The 19,258-nt window shown below is 59.6% G+C and carries 10 protein-coding genes and 1 tRNA gene; 7 read left to right on the top strand and 4 right to left on the bottom strand.

Annotated features, from left to right (window positions below):
* Positions 1–10 precede the first annotated feature (10 nt).
* The 4 genes from GX444_12950 to GX444_12935 form a co-directional block, all read right to left on the bottom strand.
* On the bottom strand, positions 11–1,936 hold the full coding sequence (locus tag GX444_12950; GenBank protein NLH49489.1) for a protein kinase: 1,926 nt from the start codon (positions 1,934–1,936) through the stop codon (positions 11–13).
* A 131-nt stretch (positions 1,937–2,067) separates the two neighbouring features.
* Positions 2,068–3,159, bottom strand: coding sequence for an SH3 domain-containing protein (locus GX444_12945; GenBank protein NLH49488.1), 1,092 nt, complete (start codon positions 3,157–3,159; stop codon positions 2,068–2,070).
* A gap of 167 nt (positions 3,160–3,326) precedes the next feature.
* Entirely contained in the window at positions 3,327–4,238 is a 912-nt protein-coding gene (locus GX444_12940) for a UDP-3-O-acyl-N-acetylglucosamine deacetylase (protein ID NLH49487.1), read from the bottom strand.
* Positions 4,239–4,432: 194 nt separating this feature from the next.
* Positions 4,433–5,011, bottom strand: coding sequence for an epoxyqueuosine reductase QueH (locus GX444_12935; protein NLH49486.1), 579 nt, complete (start codon positions 5,009–5,011; stop codon positions 4,433–4,435).
* 464 nt (positions 5,012–5,475) lie between these two features.
* On the opposite strand from GX444_12935, the gene GX444_12930 reads away from it, so the two are divergent.
* The 7 genes from GX444_12930 to rny all read left to right on the top strand — a co-directional run bounded on the left by GX444_12930 (position 5,476) and on the right by rny (position 19,094).
* A complete protein-coding gene (locus GX444_12930; protein ID NLH49485.1) occupies positions 5,476–5,679 on the top strand; it encodes a hypothetical protein in 204 nt (67 codons plus the stop codon).
* A gap of 129 nt (positions 5,680–5,808) precedes the next feature.
* Positions 5,809–10,635: a GAF domain-containing protein gene (locus tag GX444_12925; protein NLH49484.1), complete on the top strand. Its 4,827-nt coding sequence runs from the start codon at positions 5,809–5,811 to the stop codon at positions 10,633–10,635.
* Positions 10,636–10,726: 91 nt separating this feature from the next.
* Complete coding sequence (locus GX444_12920) at positions 10,727–15,562, top strand: hypothetical protein (protein ID NLH49483.1); 4,836 nt, start codon at positions 10,727–10,729, stop codon at positions 15,560–15,562.
* 254 nt (positions 15,563–15,816) lie between these two features.
* Positions 15,817–16,293, top strand: coding sequence for a preprotein translocase subunit SecG (gene secG / locus GX444_12915; GenBank protein NLH49482.1), 477 nt, complete (start codon positions 15,817–15,819; stop codon positions 16,291–16,293).
* A gap of 71 nt (positions 16,294–16,364) precedes the next feature.
* Positions 16,365–16,447 (top strand) — tRNA-Leu (locus GX444_12910).
* A 145-nt stretch (positions 16,448–16,592) separates the two neighbouring features.
* The gene (locus GX444_12905; protein NLH49481.1) at positions 16,593–16,877 is read left to right on the top strand and encodes a cell division protein ZapA; all 285 of its coding nucleotides are present in this window, start codon (positions 16,593–16,595) and stop codon (positions 16,875–16,877) included.
* A gap of 645 nt (positions 16,878–17,522) precedes the next feature.
* On the top strand, positions 17,523–19,094 hold the full coding sequence (gene rny, locus GX444_12900) for a ribonuclease Y (protein NLH49480.1): 1,572 nt from the start codon (positions 17,523–17,525) through the stop codon (positions 19,092–19,094).
* Positions 19,095–19,258: the final 164 nt, after the last annotated feature.

The raw sequence follows: 19,258 nt of genomic DNA, 5'->3' as shown, positions 1-19,258 counted from the left end.
GCGAAAATCCTCATTTGGCGAAGCTTTCGGCGATCGTCACCGTCGCGCCCGCCTCAAAATGCTTGGTGTACGATACGTCCTTGCCCAATTGGTTGTTGACGAGCCGGACCAGATGGTCGCCCGGTTTGATTCCCGACTTATTCAGTGGCGTCGTGCCGAGTTTGACGCCGTCCAGGTAGATTTCCGCCCAGGGGCTGACCTCGGCTTTCAACGAAGCCAGAAAAGTGAACGAAACCTTGGCCGTCTGCACGCCGGTGACCGTGACGCTCTTCGTGAGCGTCGCGCCGACCGCCGAATTGACGCAGGAAACCTGGTGCGGGCCAACGCCGATCGACAAGGCGGCGATGGGCGTCGAACCAGCCGGCTTGCCGTCCACCGTGGCTTCGCAGCCGACGTCGGCGCCGATGTTGAGCACCCCCAGCGCGGCGGTCAGCTCAAAGTCGAGTTTCCGCGTTTCGTTGGCTGCGAGCTGAATGGATTTTTCGCGCGGCAGGTAGCCGGTCTTTTTTACCGTGATCAGCAGCGGGGTGGCGGCGGGCGCGGGCCACTTTTTCTTGACGGCGGCCGAACCGAGGAATTTCCCGTTCAGGTACAACTCGGCGTCGGCCGGCTTGGCGTCGACGATCAGAAAACCGCCCGCCGCAACGGCGGCGTCGGGCGTGACGGCGGCGACGGGCGCGAGCGGCGCGGCTGCGGGTGTTGTTTCCGCGTTGGCCGGAACGGGCGGCGGCGCCGGGGGCGACGACACCGGCGTCGATTCGGGGATCGCGGGCGTGGGCGAGCGGTAGGTTTGGAAAAGAACCAGCGCCGCCAGCACTAGGGCGATGAGCAGCGAGCCGAGCATCACCGGTTTGGCGCGGCCGGGTTTGCGGTCGTCGATGGCGACGGTTACCGCGGTCTGCCGTTTGACGAGCGTCCGGTCGCGGGTTTTCTCTCCCGGGCGGCCGGTCAGCACGGTTTTCAAGGCGGCCTCTTCGCGCGGGTCCGTGCCGGGCGGCAGGATCGGCGCCGCCGCCAGATCGGCGAAATGGGCGTGGATGAACTTGCGCAGCATGGCGGCGTTGTCGCCCGACAATTCGGCCGTCCGACAGGCTTCCAATTCGGCGAGCATTTCGGCGACCGAGCCGAATCGCGCCGTGCGATCGGTCGCCATGGCGCGATCGACGATGGCCGCCAGTGCTGCGGGCAGATCGGGCCTGGCCTCGCCGGCGCGGACGTAGCGTCCCAGCTTGATGTTTTCGAGGATTTGCGGCACGCCGTCGGCCATGAACGGCAGGCGGCCTGTCAGCAAACGATAAAGGACGACCCCGAGCGCGAAAATATCGGCGCGCTGATCGAGCGGTTCGCCGCGAATCATCTCCGGCGAAAGGTAGTTCACTTTGCCTTTCAAGGTGCCGTCGGTCGATTCGTGCAGCCGGGTGCTGGCCTTAGCCAAGCCGAAGTCGCCGAGCTTTACCTGCCCCTCGAACGAGACGAAAACGTTCTGGGTGTCGATGTCGCGATGAATGAGATTGAGCGGCCGTCCGTTCAGATCGGTCTTCCGGTGGGCGTAATCCAATCCGCGGCAAAGCGAGGACATCACCGCGAGGCTGAGCGAAACCGGAAATTCCCGGTGCCGCTCGGCGCAGAGGGCCAGCAAATGCGCCAGACTGAAGCCGTGCACGAATTCCATCACCAGAAAGAAACTGCCGTCGGCGTTGCCGAAATCGTAGACCTGCACGACGTTCGGATGATCGAGCTGCGCGGCGGTGCGTGCTTCGTCGATGAACATCTCGACGAATTGTTTTTGCCCTTCGCGATCCGGCCGGATCAGCTTGACGGCGACCAGTTTCTCGAAGCCGGCGACGCCGTGCTGCCGCGCCAGATATACCTCGGCCATGCCGCCGATTCCCAGGCGACGGATGAATTCGTATTTATCGGCAAACGGTCTGGTCAATTCTCCGGACTCGTCTTTCGCGGCCGTCTCAATCAATAGAAAATTACGGCGATTTTCGCGGAATAACAACCGCCCGGTTCATCGGCCGGCGGCGGGAGGCGATCAGGCGGGTATTCGGTCGGCGCGAACGATCAATAAAAATCGACCCATTTGTAATAGACCCAACCGCTGCGGCCGTCCGGCAAGGCGACGAGATACCAATTCACTTCTTTTTTCAGCACCTTGATCTTGGTGCCGAGGACGGCGGTCGCGATCGGGTCGCCCATCGCGCCGGGGCGGCGCAACAAGAAAACTTTTTCCTGGCCGACGATCGTCGCCGGACGCCCCTCGGCCGGGGTGATGAAAGCCGGCGCTTGATCACCGGGCTTCTCGGCTTCCGGATTTTGCAGCCACGGCGAATCCATCGGTTCGGTCGCTTCGCCGCTTTCCGCCGCTTGCTTGACCACCGGCGTCGGATAGGGGACTTGCCGCTGGTGCAACGGCAGGCCGTTGAACGCCGTATCCACCGCGCCGCGAATCGTGCTGTCGCGCTGCGGGCCGGGGATCGAAGTCATGGCTTGATAGACCACCACGCCGTCGATCGCCCGAACCATGACGACGGCGAGGATCGAAGCCGACAGGTCGTCCAGCGCCGAACGCGGATCGAACGGCGGCGGCATCGGGTTCGTATCGTCGTTTTTACGCGAGATGCCGACGACCATCGCCAACGTGTCGATTTGATAGCGCGCGCCCAACTCCTTGGTGAGTTGTTCGGGAAATTTGTCGGTTTGGCCGATCAGGACACTGCGGGTAATTTGCCAGAGTTGCCTGAATTCGTTAGTCGATTTTTCGGTTCGGCAGGCCTCGGGATCCTGATGCAGCGGCGCGGGTCGCTGATAGAGCGCGATGCCCGGACGGTCGGCCACCAGGGCCTCGCGTTCGCGATAGGCGCCGATGAAAAAGCGTTTTTGCAGGGCCAGGGAATATTTGCTGCCGGTCAGCGCGGCTTCGGCCTGGTCGTTGATCAGTTTGCCCAGGTCGATGGATTCCTCGATCGAGAAGTAAAGACGTTTTTCATCGGTGCGGCGCACGTAGGACGCATCGACGAAAAGGGCGATTCTGCCCGGTAAGGCTGAATTGATATCGACCGGTTCCCGCCAGGTAAAATGCGGTTTCGGCGGGCCGCCGCAGGCGAGCAACATTATCAATATAAGGAAAATGACGACAAAACGTGCCGATCGCATTGTCCTCTCCCTTCGAGTTGGCCGAATACAAAGCAAATAGCAAAAAAATGGACAAAAGGCCAGCACCACCCGTAAAACGGCGGATTCGAACGGGAGCCGAGCGGCGCCGCTTTTTCAATAAAAAAAAGCGCGCCCGATCGAGCGCGCGACTTGAGATGCGGAATGGATCAAGTAGCTTGAACCTGAACGGCTTGCCGTTCGTCCGCCACCGCGTTGCGGTTCGGGCGCCCGTCGACGAGCCGCCAGGCCTTTTTGTCTTCCAGCAGGGCCATGACCAGCTTGTGGTTCATGGCATGGCCGCTTTTGAATCCGTGCGCGCGGCCGAGGATCGGGTATCCGGCCATATAAAGGTCGCCCAGCATGTCCAGCGCTTTGTGCCGGGCGAATTCGTCGGGGTGGCGCAGGCCGCCGGCGTTGAGCACCGAATAGTTGCCCAGCACGATGGCGTTTTCCAACCCGCCGCCGTTGGCCAGGCCGCTCTCGCGCATCAGGTTGACTTCGGCCAGAAAGCCGAACGTCCGCGCGTTGGCCAGTTCGGATTGGAAGCTCTGCGGCGTCACCACGATATCGAAGCGCTGATTCTGGATCGCCGGATGGGTATAAGAGATTTCGTAGGTCAGGGCGAAGCCGTCAGCCGGGTAGAGCGCCGCGCGCTTGTCGCCTTCGGTGATGACCACCGGTTTGAGGATCTGCATGTACCGTTTGGGAACCTGATGGGATTTCAATCCCGCGCTGTTGAACAGATAGCTGAACGCGGCGGCGCTGCCGTCCATGATGGGCAATTCGTCACCGTCCACTTCGACCAGCGCGTTGTCGATGCCGTGACCGTGCAGGGCGGCCATCAAGTGTTCGATGGTGCTGATGACAAACCCGTCGCCGATCAGGGAGGTGGCGAAATTGGTGCCGCCGACGCTTTTTGCCGTGGCGCGCACCTTTCGTTTGCCCACCAGATCGGTGCGGAAGAAAACAATGCCTGAATCCGGCGGCGCCGGGCGAATTGTCAGCGTGATCTTGCTCCCGGTGTGGAGCCCGATGCCGCTGCAATGAACCGCGGCGGCTATGGTTTGTTGATAATCCATTTTTCCCGTCTTCTCCTTGCCGGTAGTAAAACCGGCTACGATCAGCTAGAAGAGTAAGCAATTGGTGTGCCATGGTTTCCGGCGAAGGGCGTTTGTATTAAATGCAAATAAAAACAGCAACATAGAATTAATTTTACCGATGCATTTTTGATACGCGGAGAGGCGGATTTGGCCTTACTGTAGTTGAGTTGCAACTATGTATGTTGTGGATTTGCAACACTTGAAGAGGCTGCTGGCGAGTCCTTTTTTCCTAGATAACGCTCCTTCTCGCTGTAAATGCAGCCGCAGTACTTCTGGCGATACATGCCTTCCGCCCGACTGCGATCCACTCCTTCGCGCCAGAACGGCCGGAAATCCCGGTAATGAAACGGTATGGATTTTGCCTCGCTAACTTGCGCGCCGATTTCGGCGATCAGCTCGTGAGGCTGGTATTTGGAATAAAGCAGGGTGGTGGAAAAGGCTTCGCAACCGGCCGACTTGGCTTCGACCGCCGCGGTTTCCAGTCGCCAGCGCAGACAGGTCCGGCAACGATTCATTTCGTTGAACGCCACCGCGCGTAAAAAATCCTCGAGACGGTATTCGTTTCGCCACCGGATGGGTAAGGCGATTTTTTCCGCGTATTTTTCAAGGGTTGTCCGCCTGGTTTCGTTTTCGGTGTAAGGGTGGATATTCGGATTGAACCACCAGCCGAGTAGATCGACTCCCTCGGCGCGGAAGCGGTCGATCGGGACGATGCTACAGGGCGCGCAGCAAATGTGGAGTAAAATCGTCATGCGATCAAGCATGTCATTTTGAAGAATGTCCGTCAACATCGAGGCGGGAAGTCGACATTTCCGGTTAAAGCTGAAACGGCGGGTGAACGAATGGATTTATTATTGTAAAAGCGCCATGTTACTGTCGTTGATATCTATAGCAGCAAGGGAAATTGACACAAAATCATCGGGTATAAGCCGCTTCCGGAATATTGTTTAGAATGTAAATATATGACATCAATTTGCTTTTTTTATATTCGGCGGTGAAGCCGGTTCAGGTTTACGGCAAATTATTCTGACGTGATATTGAAGAAAGCCGTCGTTGTTTATCACTTTTTAGAGAATATAGTGATTGAGTGTCATTTCAATAAGTTACATTCTTTTTTTTTATTTTCTAGCTTGCCAAATCCTGTTTCTTTCTGTATTTTGTCCGGGCATACTTCAACACTGGTTGTTCAGCAATAGGATAAAAGGAGGTCTTTTCGATGAGTTTGTTTAATGCGGTGAAGGTTTTTACTGCCACCAAAGCAAAAGAGCGCGAAGAACTCGGTGAAGTGATCACGCGCTGGTTGAACGCCAATCCCGACATTGATATCGTGGATAAAGATGTCAAGCAGTCCAGTGACAATGAGTATCATTGTGTGACGGTGATCATTTTTTATCGAAAATCACCACTTTCCAATGAGTAGCGACGATTCGGCCGAGATAAGACCCACCTGATAAAGGCTCCGCCTTGATTCGATAAATGCCCTTGCTCGGAATGGCCGATCTGTTCTACTCTGAATTCAACCCGGTTGGTTCTATCAAAGGAATGTTGCATGCCCGATCCGCACGGCATTGCCTTGGGGCGGGAAATTGAAAAAATCGCCACGGATTTTTCATCCGTTACCAGTTTACCGAAACTTGCGGCGGCGCTTGGGAACGCGGGCGAAGCCGCGGCGAAAAATGCGTACCTTGGAGTTTTTCTCCTCGATCCCGGCTCCGGTCGCTTTCGACTGTACCAAACCAAAGGCTATCGAGAGGACGAAAAAAAACGGCTTGAGCTGGCGGTGAATCGCGGCCTGTTCAACGAAGCGGCGAAGCGCCGCCAGATTCGGTACCTCCCCGATCTCCGCCAGGATGAAGGCTCTGAAAAAAACGAAACCGGCAAATTATTTCCGGATCGTTGCCGTTTGATTGTTCCGGTCGTCAGCGGTCGCCGTTGCGTCGGCATGCTTCTGCTGGGCGGGAAGAAGGCCCGCCAATTCGATCAAATAAATCTGACGCTGCCGACCTATGCCGTCCATCTAGCCGGTTTTATTTATCAAAACCTGGTTCAACAACGCGCGGTTCGCCAACAGCGACGGGACTTTGACCGGGCATACCGGGAGTTGTTGGGAAGCGAAGCGCGCTTCAAGCTGTTGACGGAAAATTCGCACGACGCCATTCTCCGTTTCGATTCCCGCCTGCGCATTCTTTACGCCAATCCCGTTGCCGCCAAATTGATCGGCGTCGCGGCGGAAGAAGTCAACGGGATCTCCCTGGACGATCCGATTTTTCCCCTTCCCTACGCCGCCCGTTACCGGGAGCACCTCCGAAAGACTTTTCGTTCCCGGAAATCGCATCGCGTCGAATTGGCGACGCCGGATTCGTCCTGGTTCGACTGGTCGTTGATTCCCGAACTCGACGCCGACGGAAAAGCGCGGACCGTTTTGGTCTCCGGTCGCGAGGTGACGGAACGGCGGCGCATCGAGGAATCGATGAGGGTGCAGCACGAATTGGCGACGACGCTGACCACGATCATCGATTTGCCGGAAGCGTTGAAAGTCTGCCTGAAGACCGCAATCGAAATTTCCGGAATGGACGGCGGCGGCATTTATCTGGTCGATGAAAACGGCGATTTGTGGCTGGCGGCGCACCAGGGTCTTTCGACGCAATTCCTGAATGAGGTTTCGTATTATTCCCTCGACTCCCTTCAAGCGCGTCTCGCGCATGCCGGAAAGCCCTATTTTAAAAACATCGAGGAGGTGAAGGGAGGCCACCGCTTCCAGATCGAGGCGGAAGGATTTCATTCGCTGGCGATCATTCCGATTCTTTACGAGGAACGGATGATCGCTTGCTTCAATATGGGTTCGCGCCGCTTGCGCCAGGTTACGCCAGTCGCCCGCAACGCGTTGGAGGCCGTTTCCCTGCAAATCGGCGGCGTTCTCGGCCGTTTACGCGCCGAAGAGACCACCCGCACCAGCCGGCAAAATTTGCAGAGCCTGTTCGATTGCCTCGAGGAATTTGTCTTTATTCTCGACCAGGATGGGAAAATCCTCCATTGCAATCCGGTGGTCGGAAAGCGGCTCGGTTACGAACCCCAGGAGTTGCTGGGCCAACCGATTCTCCTGTTGCATCCGCCGGAAAGACGGGAGGAAGCCAGCCGGATCATCGGCGTGATGATCGGTGGGCACATCGACGTTTGCACCATCCCGCTGCTGACCAAGACCGGCGAGTCGATTCCGGTGGAAACCCGGGTGACCCACGGCAAATGGAACGATCAGCCGGCTTTATTCGGCGTTTCGCGCGACATCACCGAACGCGAGCGTTCCGAGCGCATTCTGCTCGATCGCGAACGGCAATTGGAATTGCGCAACCGTATCGCGCACGCGTTTCTCAACGATCGCGAGGACGTCATTCTGCGGGAGGTCCTGCAAATTATTTTGGGCGAAATTCAAAGCCCGGACGGGGTGCTGGCCTATCTCGACGAAGCCGGCAATCTGGTTTGCCCGATGTCGTCGCCGAATTTGCGGTCGCACTACCCGCGGACGGGACGTGAAGCGATCTTCCCGCCGGAACGGTGGTCCGCATTGTGGAGCGATACGTTGCGCGCGCGGCATTTTCTTTACCGCAACGAAGCGCAACCGACGCCGCCGGGGCACCCACCCATCCACCGCGCCCTCTGTGTGCCGGTCATCCAGGGGGATCACGTTCTGGGCATGTTGATCGCGGTGAATCGCGACCGGGATTACACCGACGAGGACGGTCTGCTGCTGGAAAGCACCGCCGAGTACGTCGCGCCGCTGCTGCTTTCGATGATTAAAAAGCAACGGGAAGAACGCGAGCGCCGCCGCGCCGAGGAGGGGTTGGCGTATCGCGCCAAATTCGAGCAGCTCATCATGGCGCTTTCGACGTCCTTCATCAGTCTGCCGACCACCCAGATGGACGTGGCGATCAATATCGCGCTGGAAGCGATCGGGCATTTCGCGAAAGCGGATCGCGTCTGCCTTTATCTGCTGAGCGAGGACCTGAGCGTCGCCCAACTGGTGCACGAATGGGACATGCCCGGCATCCAGTCGATGACCGACCGTTATCGGCGGTTTCCAGTGAAACACTATCCGTTTTCCATGGCCAAGTTGAAACGCTTCGAGCGCGTTTTCGTCCGCAATGTCGAGGATGGCGGCGCGGAAGGGATCGAAGAGCGGCGGATGATGCGCGAAACGAACGTCCGGTCGCTGCTGTTGATTCCGATCACCCACGGTCTGCAGGTCATGGGCTTCCTCGACCTGCATTCCGAAACGCGCGAAATGGATTGGGACGAGGAAAGCCTCAAGCTGTTTGGCGTATTGGGCGAGATGTTCGCCAACGCCATCCTCCGGACGCGCAACGAGGAGGAATTGCGGCTGGCCAAGGATACGGCGGAATCGGCGACGCGGGCGAAAAGCGAGTTTCTGGCCAACGTCAGCCACGAAATCCGCACGCCGCTCAACGGCGTCACCGCGATGCTCAGCCTGCTGGAAGACACCGAACTGAACAACGAGCAGCGCGAGTTTCTGCAAATGGCGATCCTTTCCGCCGAAACCCTGCTGTCGCTGATCAGCGATATCCTCGATCTGTCGCGGATCGAATCGGGCAAGCTGCAACTGGAAAACGAAGCGTTCCGCCTCGATGAGGAAATCGATCGACTGGCCGACATTTTCACCGCCCGCGCCGCGAAAAAGGGCTTGGATTTTCTGATCGGTTGCACGCCCCGGACGCCCTGCGTGGTGCGCGGCGATCGCCTGCGGTTGCGGCAGATTCTGCTGAATCTGCTGGACAACGCGTTCAAATTCACCGAGCGCGGTTTCGTGTGGCTGCAGGTGGAATGCGTCACCGAGGAAAATGGCGAATTGGTCGGCCGTTTCGCCGTGCGCGACACCGGCATCGGCATTCCGGCGGAGAAACACGAAAAAATCTTCGAGCATTTCACCCAGGCCGATCCGTCCACCACCCGGCAGTACGGCGGCACGGGTCTCGGGTTGGCCATCAGCAAGCAGTTGGTCGAGGCGATGGGCGGCCGCATCGCGGTAACCAGCGAACCGGGGCAGGGGGCGAATTTCTCGTTCAGTTTGCCGTTGGGCCCGGCGGCCGAGCCAACGGCCGCGGAGTATTTACCCGCCCCGATTTGCCGGCGGATTCTCCTGGCCCACGAGAATCCGGTGGTGCAGGGGATCATCGACGGCTGTTTGCGGGATGGTGGTTTGTCGCTGGAGACCACCAACACCTGGCCGTCGACTTGCCAGACCGTGACGGCGGCAACGGCAAGCGGCCGGCCTTATGATCTCGTTTTGGTCGACGCCGAAATGTTGCGCGAGGCCGGTGCCGGCGAGCAAGAAGATGACGCGATCCTGGCGAACGGCAAAACGAGGCTGGTGGTGATGGATTATTCCGGGCGCGAAATGCCCGCCGGTTGGCTCAAACTGGGTTTCGGCGAACGGCTCGATAAACCGATCCGCTGGCGGGCGTTGCGGGTGTTGCTGACCCGGGAAGCCGCGCCGCTGGACCGGCCGATCACACCGGCCACGGAAAAGGATGAAGGTTCCACGGCCGCGGGCCCTCAACCGGAAGCGATCGGCGCCGAACCGCCGGCCGACGCCCCGCGCGTCCTTTTGGTGGAGGACAACCTCATCAATCAATTGGCGGCACGCAATCTGTTGAACAAGTGCGGCTGCCGCGTCGCCGTGGCGGACAACGGCCGGGACGCCTTGGCCATGCTTGCGCGCGAAACCTTCGCGATGGTGTTCATGGATGTGCAGATGCCCGAAATGGACGGTTACGAGACCACACGGCTCATTCGGCAGATCGCCGGGCCCAATGCCGGGGTGCCGATCATCGCCATGACGGCCAATGTGATGGCGGAGGATCGCCAGCGGTGCCTGGACGCGGGGATGAACGACTATCTCGGCAAACCGGTCACCAAACGCGATTTGCGGGCGATCATCGACCGCTGGTCGGAGAAAGCGGAACCGCAAGAATTATCCTTCACCGACGGCCCCCCGGAGTTGGAGATGTTCGATGGCCTCGCGGTGTTGGACTTGCCGACGGCCCTGGTTCGATACGACGGCGAGAAAGGAATTCTGAAGCACATCGTCGATCTATTCGTCCAGCACATCGACGAGCGGGTGGCGGTGTTGAAGAAAATGGTCGCCGACGGCGATTTTCCGGGCTTGACCAACGCGGCGCACGCGCTGAAGGGCGGCGCCTCCTACATCAACGCCGATCGCGTCCGTGAAGCCGCGTTGCAACTGGAATTGCTGGGAAAAATTTCCGACCGCGAAAACATTCCCGAGGCGCTGAACCGGTTGATCCGCGAACTCGAAAGCCTGCACCGCGCCTGGAAGGAAATCGACTGGGATAAGATCTGACCGACACGATTCGACGCACTGTCCGGCGACCGGGGAACTTTTTCCCGGCAGCCTTGTCGATCCGGTTAGGCAACTTGACTGGAGAATGATCATGAAAGCGAAGAAACGGTACTTACCGCTGGCCTTTGGTGTTCTTTTTTTGGCATTGCTCGTTCTAAGCTGCCTGACCACGGCGGCCAAGCCGGACCCGCTGGCGGCCCGGGTCGGGAAGGTGCAGGCGATTGGGCAGATCAGCGACGGACGATTGCAGGTGGAAATCCGACCGGCGGAGGACGAGACGTGGCCCGCCGCCGGCGCGGTCCGGGTTTGGCTGGCGCGGATCGACGGCACGACGGTGGTCGAAGCCGCCGCGATCGACGATCGGCGCGTTGACGGCGTGATCGGCGCTCGCTTGTCGCTGCCGGCGACGAACGGCGAGGAGGCGCTGTATTTGTTGCGCTATCGGATCGGTGAGGGCGGCGCCGCGGTCGGCGGATCGTTCAGCCTGGCGGAAGTGCTGGGATCGCTGCAATTGCACGTGCTGGGGCCGAAGGACTTCCAGGCCGGTTCGCAGGGCGCGATCCGCGTTCTGGTGGCCGATCGTTTTTCCGGTCTGCCGCTGACCGGCGCTGAAGTGCGCGTCGCCTTGGCGGGCAAGGAACAAAACGCGGTCGTTTACGCCGGTCTGACTGATCAGCAAGGCACTTGCGACATCGGCTTTGCGATTCCCGGCGCGACGTTCGAGGCGCCGCAAATGAAGGTGACGGCCAAATGGCAGGGGCAGGAAACGGAAATCGCCTATGCCGTGAACGTCCGCCACGACGCGAAAATCCTGCTGACCACCGACAAGCCGCTTTATCAACCGGGCCAGACAATGCATCTGCGGGGCCTGGCGCTCGGGGCCGGCAATCGGCTGCCCGTCGCCCGGCAGGAAGCCTGGCTGGAAGTGCAGGATTCCAAGGGCAACAAAGTCTTTAAAAAGAAGATCTTGACCGACGAGTTCGGCATTCTGCACGCCGATTTCCCCCTGGCCGACGAAGTCAACATGGGCGTTTACCAGATCCATGCCCTGGTCGGCGAAACCAAGGCGGAAAAAACGGTCGAGGTAAAACGCTATGTGTTGCCGAAATTCAAGGTGGCCATCGAGGGCGATCGCCAGTGGTATCTGCCCGGCGCCGTGATCAAAGGGACGCTCAAAGCCGATTACATTTTCGGCAAACCCGTCAACGGCGGGACGGTGACCGTCGAGGGCTTGGCGACCATCGTCGGCGTCGAAACCTTCGCCACGATCCAGGGCAAAACCGACAACCAGGGGCGATTCGCCTTCGAATTGAAACTTCCCGATACGCTGGTCGGCCGCGAGGTGGATCAGGGCAAGGCGCGCGTCCAACTGCACGCGACCGTCACCGATCCGGCGGGCCACGCGCAGGAAGCGCTCCGTTCGTTTCCGGTCGCCAAATCGCCGCTGATCGTGCAGGTGCTTCCCGAGAGCGGCCAGTTGGTCGGCGGTGTCCCGAACAAGATTTACGCGCTGGTGACCGCTCCCGACGGCACGCCGGTCAAGGCGTGGCTGCAGGCTCGTCCCGGCCAGGCGCCGCGGGCCGATAATTGGTGGCGCGAGCCGGGCACGGTCGCCTCTGACCGCCTGGGCCTGGCGGAATTCTCGTTCGACGTGCCCAACGACAGCGGCTTCACCCTGTCGATCCGCGCGCGGGACGAAGGCGGTAACGAAGTCAGCGAAACCTTGCGGCTACGTCCCGAACGGCAAGCCATCCCGTTATTGCTGCGGACGGATCAACCGACCTATCGCCTGGGCGAGACGATGCAACTCACGGTGCTGTCCGGCGCCCAGGCCACGCAAACCGTCTACTTCGACCTCGTGCGCGAAGGCCAGACGCTGCTGACTTCCTCGGCGACGTTGACCGGCCATCAGACCGTGAAGGGCATTCCGATCACCGCCGAGATGACCGGCGGCATTGCGGTGACGGCCTACGTCTTTTCGCCCAACGGCAATCTCATCCGCGACAGCCGCGTGATTTACGTGCAGCCGCAAAGCGATTTGCAGGTGGACATCCGGCCGGGCCGCGACACCTATCGCCCCGGCGAGCAGGCACGGATTTCATTCCAGGTGGCCGACAACCAGGGCCATCCGGTGGCGGCGGCGCTGGGGATCACCATCGTGGACGAGGCGGTTTTCGCCTTGCAGGACATGCAACCCGGCCTGGAGAAGATTTTCTTCACGCTGGAAAAGGAACTGATGACGCCGCGCTATGAGTTTCACCGTTTTACGCCCGACGACCTGGTGCTACGGCCCGACGGCGACCCCGTGCGGCAACGCGGTCAACAGGTCATGCTGGCCGCCGTGGAACCGCTGTTTCAGCCGGCCGTCGATCAGCAGATCGCCAACGATTTGAAGCCCGCGGTGCGGGAGGCGTTGCAAAAACAGGTGCAGGATGACCTGAAGGAAATCGGCAAACTGTACGAAAAACACGACGGCCGGCAGAATGAAATCGCCGTCGGCGATTTGCTCGACCCCTGGTACACGCCCTACCGCCTCAATGCTTCCGGCAAGATGGTCTACCAGATCACCAGCGCCGGTCCCGACCGTAAATTCTATACGCCCGACGACCTGGTCGCCGTGAACGAGCAACTCGGCCGCCGCCGGGGAAGGCTTGAGGATTTTGCCGACGGCGACGTGATGTTCAAGGCCGGCGCGGCCATGCCGGAAGCGGCCGCCCGCGGCGGCATGATGCGCAACGAAGTGGCGGCCGAGCAGGCGCTCGACAAGGAAAAGAAGGATCAGACGGGCGGTGAAGATTCGAAAGCCGAAGCCGGCGGCGGCATCCGCATCCGCGAATATTTCCCCGAAACGCTGTACGTCAATCCGGCGTTGATCACCGACGGCCAGGGGCGGGCGAGCATCGACCTGCCGATGGCCGATTCGATCACCACCTGGCGCATCGCGGCCCAGGCGGTCAGCCGCAACGGTTGGCTCGGCAGCGGCACGGGTCCGGTGCGGGTCTTCCAGGATTTCTTCATCGACGTGGATTTCCCCGCCGTGTTGACCCGTCACGATATCGTGAAGGTGCCGATCGCCCTTTACAATTACCTGCCGACGCCGCAAACGGTGACGCTGCAAATTCAGCCCGCCGCCTGGTTCGAATTGCTCGAAGGCGGCCTGACGCGGACCGTGCAGCTCGGCCCGAACGAGGTGAAGGCCGAGTACCTGGCGCTCAAGGCGCTCAACGTCGGCCGCAACGAGTTGACCGTCACGGCCAAGGGCAGCAAGCAGAGCGACGCCGTCAAGCGCGCCGTGCTGGTCGAACCCAACGGCAAACTCTTCGAACAGAATCTGTCCGACCGGCTCGAAAACGAAAAACGCCATACGATCACGATGCCCGCCGAGGCGATCCCCGGCGCCGGCAAACTGTTGATCAAGGTCCATTCCGGTCTGCTCAGTCAGGTCGTCGAGGGTTTGGAAAACATCTTCCGCATGCCGAACGGCTGCTTCGAACAGACCAGTTCCACCACCTATCCGAACGTGATGGTGCTCGACTACCTCAAAGCGGTGAACAAGCTGACCCCCGAAATTCAGATGAAGGCCGAGGGCTTCATCAACCAGGGCTATCAGCGCCTGTTGACCTTCGAGGTGCCGGGCGGCGGTTTCGAATGGTTCGGCAATCCGCCGGCGCACATCATTCTGACCGCGTACGGCTTGATGGAATTCTTCGACATGAGCCGGGTCTACAACGTCGATCCGAACGTCATTTCCCGCACGCAGGATTGGCTGGCGCGGCAGCAACAGGCGGACGGCTCCTGGAAACCGACCGAGCATTATCTCGACCAGGTGGCGTCCGCGTTCGCCAAGGACGTTCTGCGCAACACCGCCTACGTGACCTGGGCGCTGGCCCGCAGTGGGTATCAGGGGCCGGCCCTGGCCAAAGGGCGGTCCTACCTGGAAGCTCATCACGCCGAGGCGAAGGACACCTACACGCTGGCGCTGCTGGCGGTGACCCTGGCCGACGCCAAGGGCGCCGCCAAGGTGAAGGACGATGTTTTCGCGAGGCTCGACGCCCAGCGCCACGATGAAAACGAAATCAGCTATTGGACGGCGGGCGGCGAAGCGACGGCGATCAACAGCCGCGGCCAAAGCGCCGACATCGAAACCACGGCTCTGGCGGCGCTGGCGTATCTGCACGACAAACGCCAGCCGCAGACGGTCAATCGCATCGTCAATTACCTCGTCCGCAGCAAGGATACCTTCGGCACCTATTATTCCACCCAGGCGACGGTCTGGGCGTTGCAGGTGTTGCTCGATGTCGCGCGCGGCGGGGGCCAGGAGATCAACGGGCAGATCGAGGTGCGCGTCAACGGTCAGGCCGCCGGCCAGGTGAAGATCAACCCCGACAACGCCGACGTGTTGCACCAGATCGACGCCAGTTCCTACCTGCATGAGGGCGACAACGAGGTCGTGTTGTCGTTCGCCGGCAAGGGCAACCCGGCCTATCAGGTCGTCAGCCGGTATTACATTCCGTGGAATCTCGTCGAACAGCCGAGCCAGCAGGAACCGATCGCGATCACCGTCGGGTACGACAAAACGCGGCTTGCCGTCGACGAGGAAGTCACCTGCACCGTAACGGTGACCAACCGGGTGAAGGGCGAGTTCGGCATGGTCGTGGTGGACATCGGTGTGCCGCCCGGATTCCAGCCGGTCTCCGAAAGCCTGGGCCGGCTGGTCGAAAGCAGGCAGATCAGCAAGTACTCCACCACCGCGCGGCAGGTGACCTTCTACCTGGATAAACTCACGGCGGGCAAACCCGTGACCCTGTCATTCCGGTTGAAGGCGGTCTTCGCGATGAAGGCTGTCGCGCCGCAATCGCAGGTCTACAACTATTACGATCCCGCGACCAAGGCACTGGCGCAACCGATCGCGCTGGAAGTGAAATGATTCGCCGATGATGCGGGGCGGCCCTTCAGGGTCGCCCCGGCAATTCCCGCCGGCCGCCGGTGTTTTCGGAACAATCGTGCCGGGTCGGGAAAGAGGTTAACCGGCACATGGATTTCGGCAACTTATTGAAAATACGAAGATAATGAGGATAGTCGCCTTTGCCGGAATGACGGAAAATACCCCTTGCAATCTTCGTTTTCCCTCGCTATAGTCTTGCGCCTGAATTTTGTAGAAACCTTGAGGTAGATATTGCCATGATGATCGCGGTTTCCATTATCCACGTGATCGCCAGCATCGTTTTGATCCTGGTGATTTTGTTGCAGGCCGGTAAAGGCGCCGATCTGGGCGCGATGCTGGGCGGCGCCGGTTCACAGACGTTGTTCGGCAGCTCGGGCGCTTCTTCGTTTCTGGCGAAAATGACCACTTTCATGGCCGTGGCGTTCATGGTTACCTGCCTGCTCTTGGCCTATTTGACTTCCCATTCGGGTTCGGTCGTCGATACCGTCACCAAGGACGGCGCTTTGCCTGCCGCGGTGCCGGGTGCGGTCGCTCCGGCTCCCGCCGCGACCGACGAACAGGCGGCTCCGGCCGCCAACCCCGCCGGCGATGCCGCCGCTCCGTTGATGGAACCGCCGGCCGCCGCCCCCGCGGAAAAACCGGCTGCCGCTCCCGCGCCCGCCGAACAAGGCGGTGGCGCCAAACCGGAGAAAAAAGCGCCGGCGACCGAGTAAGCCTAACTTGTTTGCGCGAACCGAATGAGATACCATCGGCCTGACGAAACGGGGCGATGGTTTAGAAATTCGCAGAAGTGGTGGAATTGGTAGACACGCCATCTTGAGGGGGTGGTGGGCGACGCTCATGGGGGTTCAAATCCCCCCTTCTGCATTTTTCGCGAGGCAGCCGGATGAGCCGCTCATCCGGCTTTTTCTTTGTTTAAAAATGCGGCTTGGCAACGATTTCGCCGGTGGTAATCCTTGACAATCAAGGAAGAAAGCCGGTAAGATGTAACCCGTATTAAAAGGTGGCCGAGATGCCTGAAAACGTGGTCGAAGTCCAAATTTTAGGGCGTAAAATGATGCTGGCGACGGACAGCAACGAGGATTACGTCCGCGAAATCGCCGAATACGTGAACGACAAGATGCAACGCATCGAAACCGAAGCGGCCGGTTCTTCCTCGTTGAACGTCGCCATCCTGACGGCCCTGGACATCGCCGATGAATTTTTCAAGCAAGTCGGCCTCCACAAGGAAATCTGTGAGAAGGTTGATCGGCAGTGCCTCGAACTGGTCAATTACATCGACAGCAAGCTGCAATGACCGTTTGGGCAATGGGGGATAATTCAAAGGAGGTACGATTTCCCCTGCGCTTTCGCGTGATGACCGGAAAATTTTTGACCCAGTAGTTTTAGTTCGGGAGCGTTTCCCTGCCGTATGGCGCAAGACGAGCGCAAGTTTTGCTTCTGCGGTAAATTCGTACCCACCTAATGTAAATTAGATGGGTTCAAAAGAGATGGATCACACGGTTAGCGCGGGGGGAATATTTTCAAATAGATCCCAAAGGGAAGTTGATCCCGGCGGGTGGTTTCAAGGCTTCGAGGAGCACAACACATTAAGTCGGTCGATCGGCGACCGCATAAAAAACGACCTCGGAATTGAGAGCCGGGGATTTCGGTAATTCAGCCTCTTTTGCGTGGCGGAGGACCCATCGAGGAAAACATGCCGAGAGATTTCAACAACTTGGTTGAGGTATACGCCTCGGGTCACTCTTCTTTTTCGCGACGAGGAAAGTACATATTGATTGCCTGATTTGCTGATCGGCTGATCAAACCGAAATTGCCAGGCCTCGGATCCGAATTTTCTCCTCGAATCCGATTAAACCCCGCCGTGTATCACCAATCCCGGGTGTGGCGCTCGAACCGCGTGTACCGCGCGGCGAGCGATTATATAAACCTTGCAAGGAGCATAAACGTGAATACCATCCTCTTAGTGCTCCTGGCGGTGATCGCTTCACTGGTCGTCGGCGGAGGAGTGGGATTTTATCTACAGCGATCCCTCTCGAAGCAGCGGATGGCCGAAGCGGAAAGCCAGGCCGGAAAAATAGTCGAGGAAGCCAAGAACAAAGTCCAATCGATCGAAAAGGAGGTAGAGCTAAAACTCAAGGATCGCCGCTTGAAACTGCAGGAACAGATCGAGCGGGAAATGAAGGAAAGACAAAAGGAGCTGGACAACCTGGATAAGCGGCTGGTGGTGCGGGAGGAAAATCTCGATCGCAAAACCACCCTGTTGGACGAGAAGGAAATCGAGGTCACCACGCGCGAGAAGATCCTTGTGGTCCGCGAGGCCGCCCTGGCCCAGCAAGAAAAGAAATACGATGCCTTGGTGCAGGAATGGCAGATCCAGCTCGAACGGGTGGCCGGGCTGAGCCAATCCGACGCCAAACAGCTCTTGTTGCAGTCGATGGAAAGCGAGGCCAAGCACGAGGCGGCCAAGATGATCCGCGAGATCACCGAAACCGCCAAGAAAGCCGCCGATAACGAGGCCAAGAAAATCATTTCCCTGGCCATCCAGCGTTATGCCGGCGAGTACGTGGCCGAGCGGACCGTCAGCGTCGTCAATCTTCCCAACGATGACATGAAGGGCCGGATCATCGGCCGCGAGGGCCGCAACATCCGCGCCCTCGAAGCGGCCACCGGCGTCGATTTCATCGTCGATGACACCCCCGAAACGGTGGTTTTGTCCTGCCACAACCCGGTGCGGCGCGAAATCGCCCGGATCAGCCTCGAGCGGCTGATCACCGACGGTCGCATCCATCCGGGCCGGATCGAGGAGATCGTCGCCAAGGTGACGGCCGAGGTCGAGCAGGACATCCAGCAAGCCGGCGAACAGGCGACCTTCGACCTGGGCGTGCACGGCATTCATCCGGAGTTGGTCAAATTGATCGGCCGGCTCAAGTTCCGCACCAGTTACGCGCAGAACATCTTGCAGCATTCGCTGGAAGTGGCGTTTCTGGCGGGCATCATGGCGGCGGAATTGGGCCAGAACGTCAAAATGGCCAAACGGGCGGGGCTGTTGCACGACATCGGCAAGGCCGTCGACCACGAAGTGGAAGGCAGCCACGCGATCATCGGCATGGAACTGGCCCGCAAATACGGCGAGCCGGCCGAGGTGCTGCGCGCCATCGGCAGCCACCACGAGGAAGTGAAACAGGAAACCACGCTCGACGTGATCGTCCAGGCCGCCGACGCCCTTTCCGGCGCCCGGCCGGGCGCGCGGCGCGAAATGTTGGAAACCTACGTGAAGCGGCTCGAGGACCTCGAGCGCATCGCGCGGGAATTCAACGGCGTGGAAAGCTGCTTCGCCATCCAGGCGGGTCGCGAAATCCGCATCATCGTCCAGTCCGATCGCGTCAACGACGATCAGACGGTGATGCTCAGCCGCGACATCGCCCGCCGCGTCGAGGCCGAGTTGAGCTATCCGGGACAGATTCGCGTGACTTGCATCCGCGAGCACCGGGCGGTCGAGTACGCCAAATAGAACGAAAGACAGCCAGCAACGAAAGGCTGTATTAGCTTAGCGACTTTGTCCCCTGTAACTGCTTAGCGATTATGTCCCCCATGAAGAAGGACATGATTTCGATGACTCCCAAGGAGTTACAGCGGATGAGGTTGCTGGTCTGCGTCCTGGAGGGGCAGCTGCCC

The organism is Myxococcales bacterium (assembly GCA_012517325.1).
In the GTDB taxonomy this organism is placed as follows: domain Bacteria; phylum Lernaellota; class Lernaellaia; order Lernaellales; family Lernaellaceae; genus JAAYVF01.
The sequence above is the reverse complement of the archived record's forward strand: the minus strand, read 5'-3'. Positions and strand labels throughout refer to the sequence as shown.

Excerpts from the sequence above, each read along its gene's own strand:
- GX444_12925 (NLH49484.1), top strand. The coding sequence starts at position 5,809 with ATGCCCGATCCGCACGGCATTGCCTTGGGGCGGGAAATTGAAAAAATC.
- GX444_12935 (NLH49486.1), bottom strand. The coding sequence starts at position 5,011 with ATGACGATTTTACTCCACATTTGCTGCGCGCCCTGTAGCATCGTCCCG.
- GX444_12945 (NLH49488.1), bottom strand. The coding sequence starts at position 3,159 with ATGCGATCGGCACGTTTTGTCGTCATTTTCCTTATATTGATAATGTTG.
- GX444_12920 (NLH49483.1), top strand. The coding sequence starts at position 10,727 with ATGAAAGCGAAGAAACGGTACTTACCGCTGGCCTTTGGTGTTCTTTTT.
- GX444_12905 (NLH49481.1), top strand. The coding sequence starts at position 16,593 with ATGCCTGAAAACGTGGTCGAAGTCCAAATTTTAGGGCGTAAAATGATG.
- GX444_12940 (NLH49487.1), bottom strand. The coding sequence starts at position 4,238 with ATGGATTATCAACAAACCATAGCCGCCGCGGTTCATTGCAGCGGCATC.
- secG (NLH49482.1), top strand. The coding sequence starts at position 15,817 with ATGATGATCGCGGTTTCCATTATCCACGTGATCGCCAGCATCGTTTTG.
- GX444_12930 (NLH49485.1), top strand. The coding sequence starts at position 5,476 with ATGAGTTTGTTTAATGCGGTGAAGGTTTTTACTGCCACCAAAGCAAAA.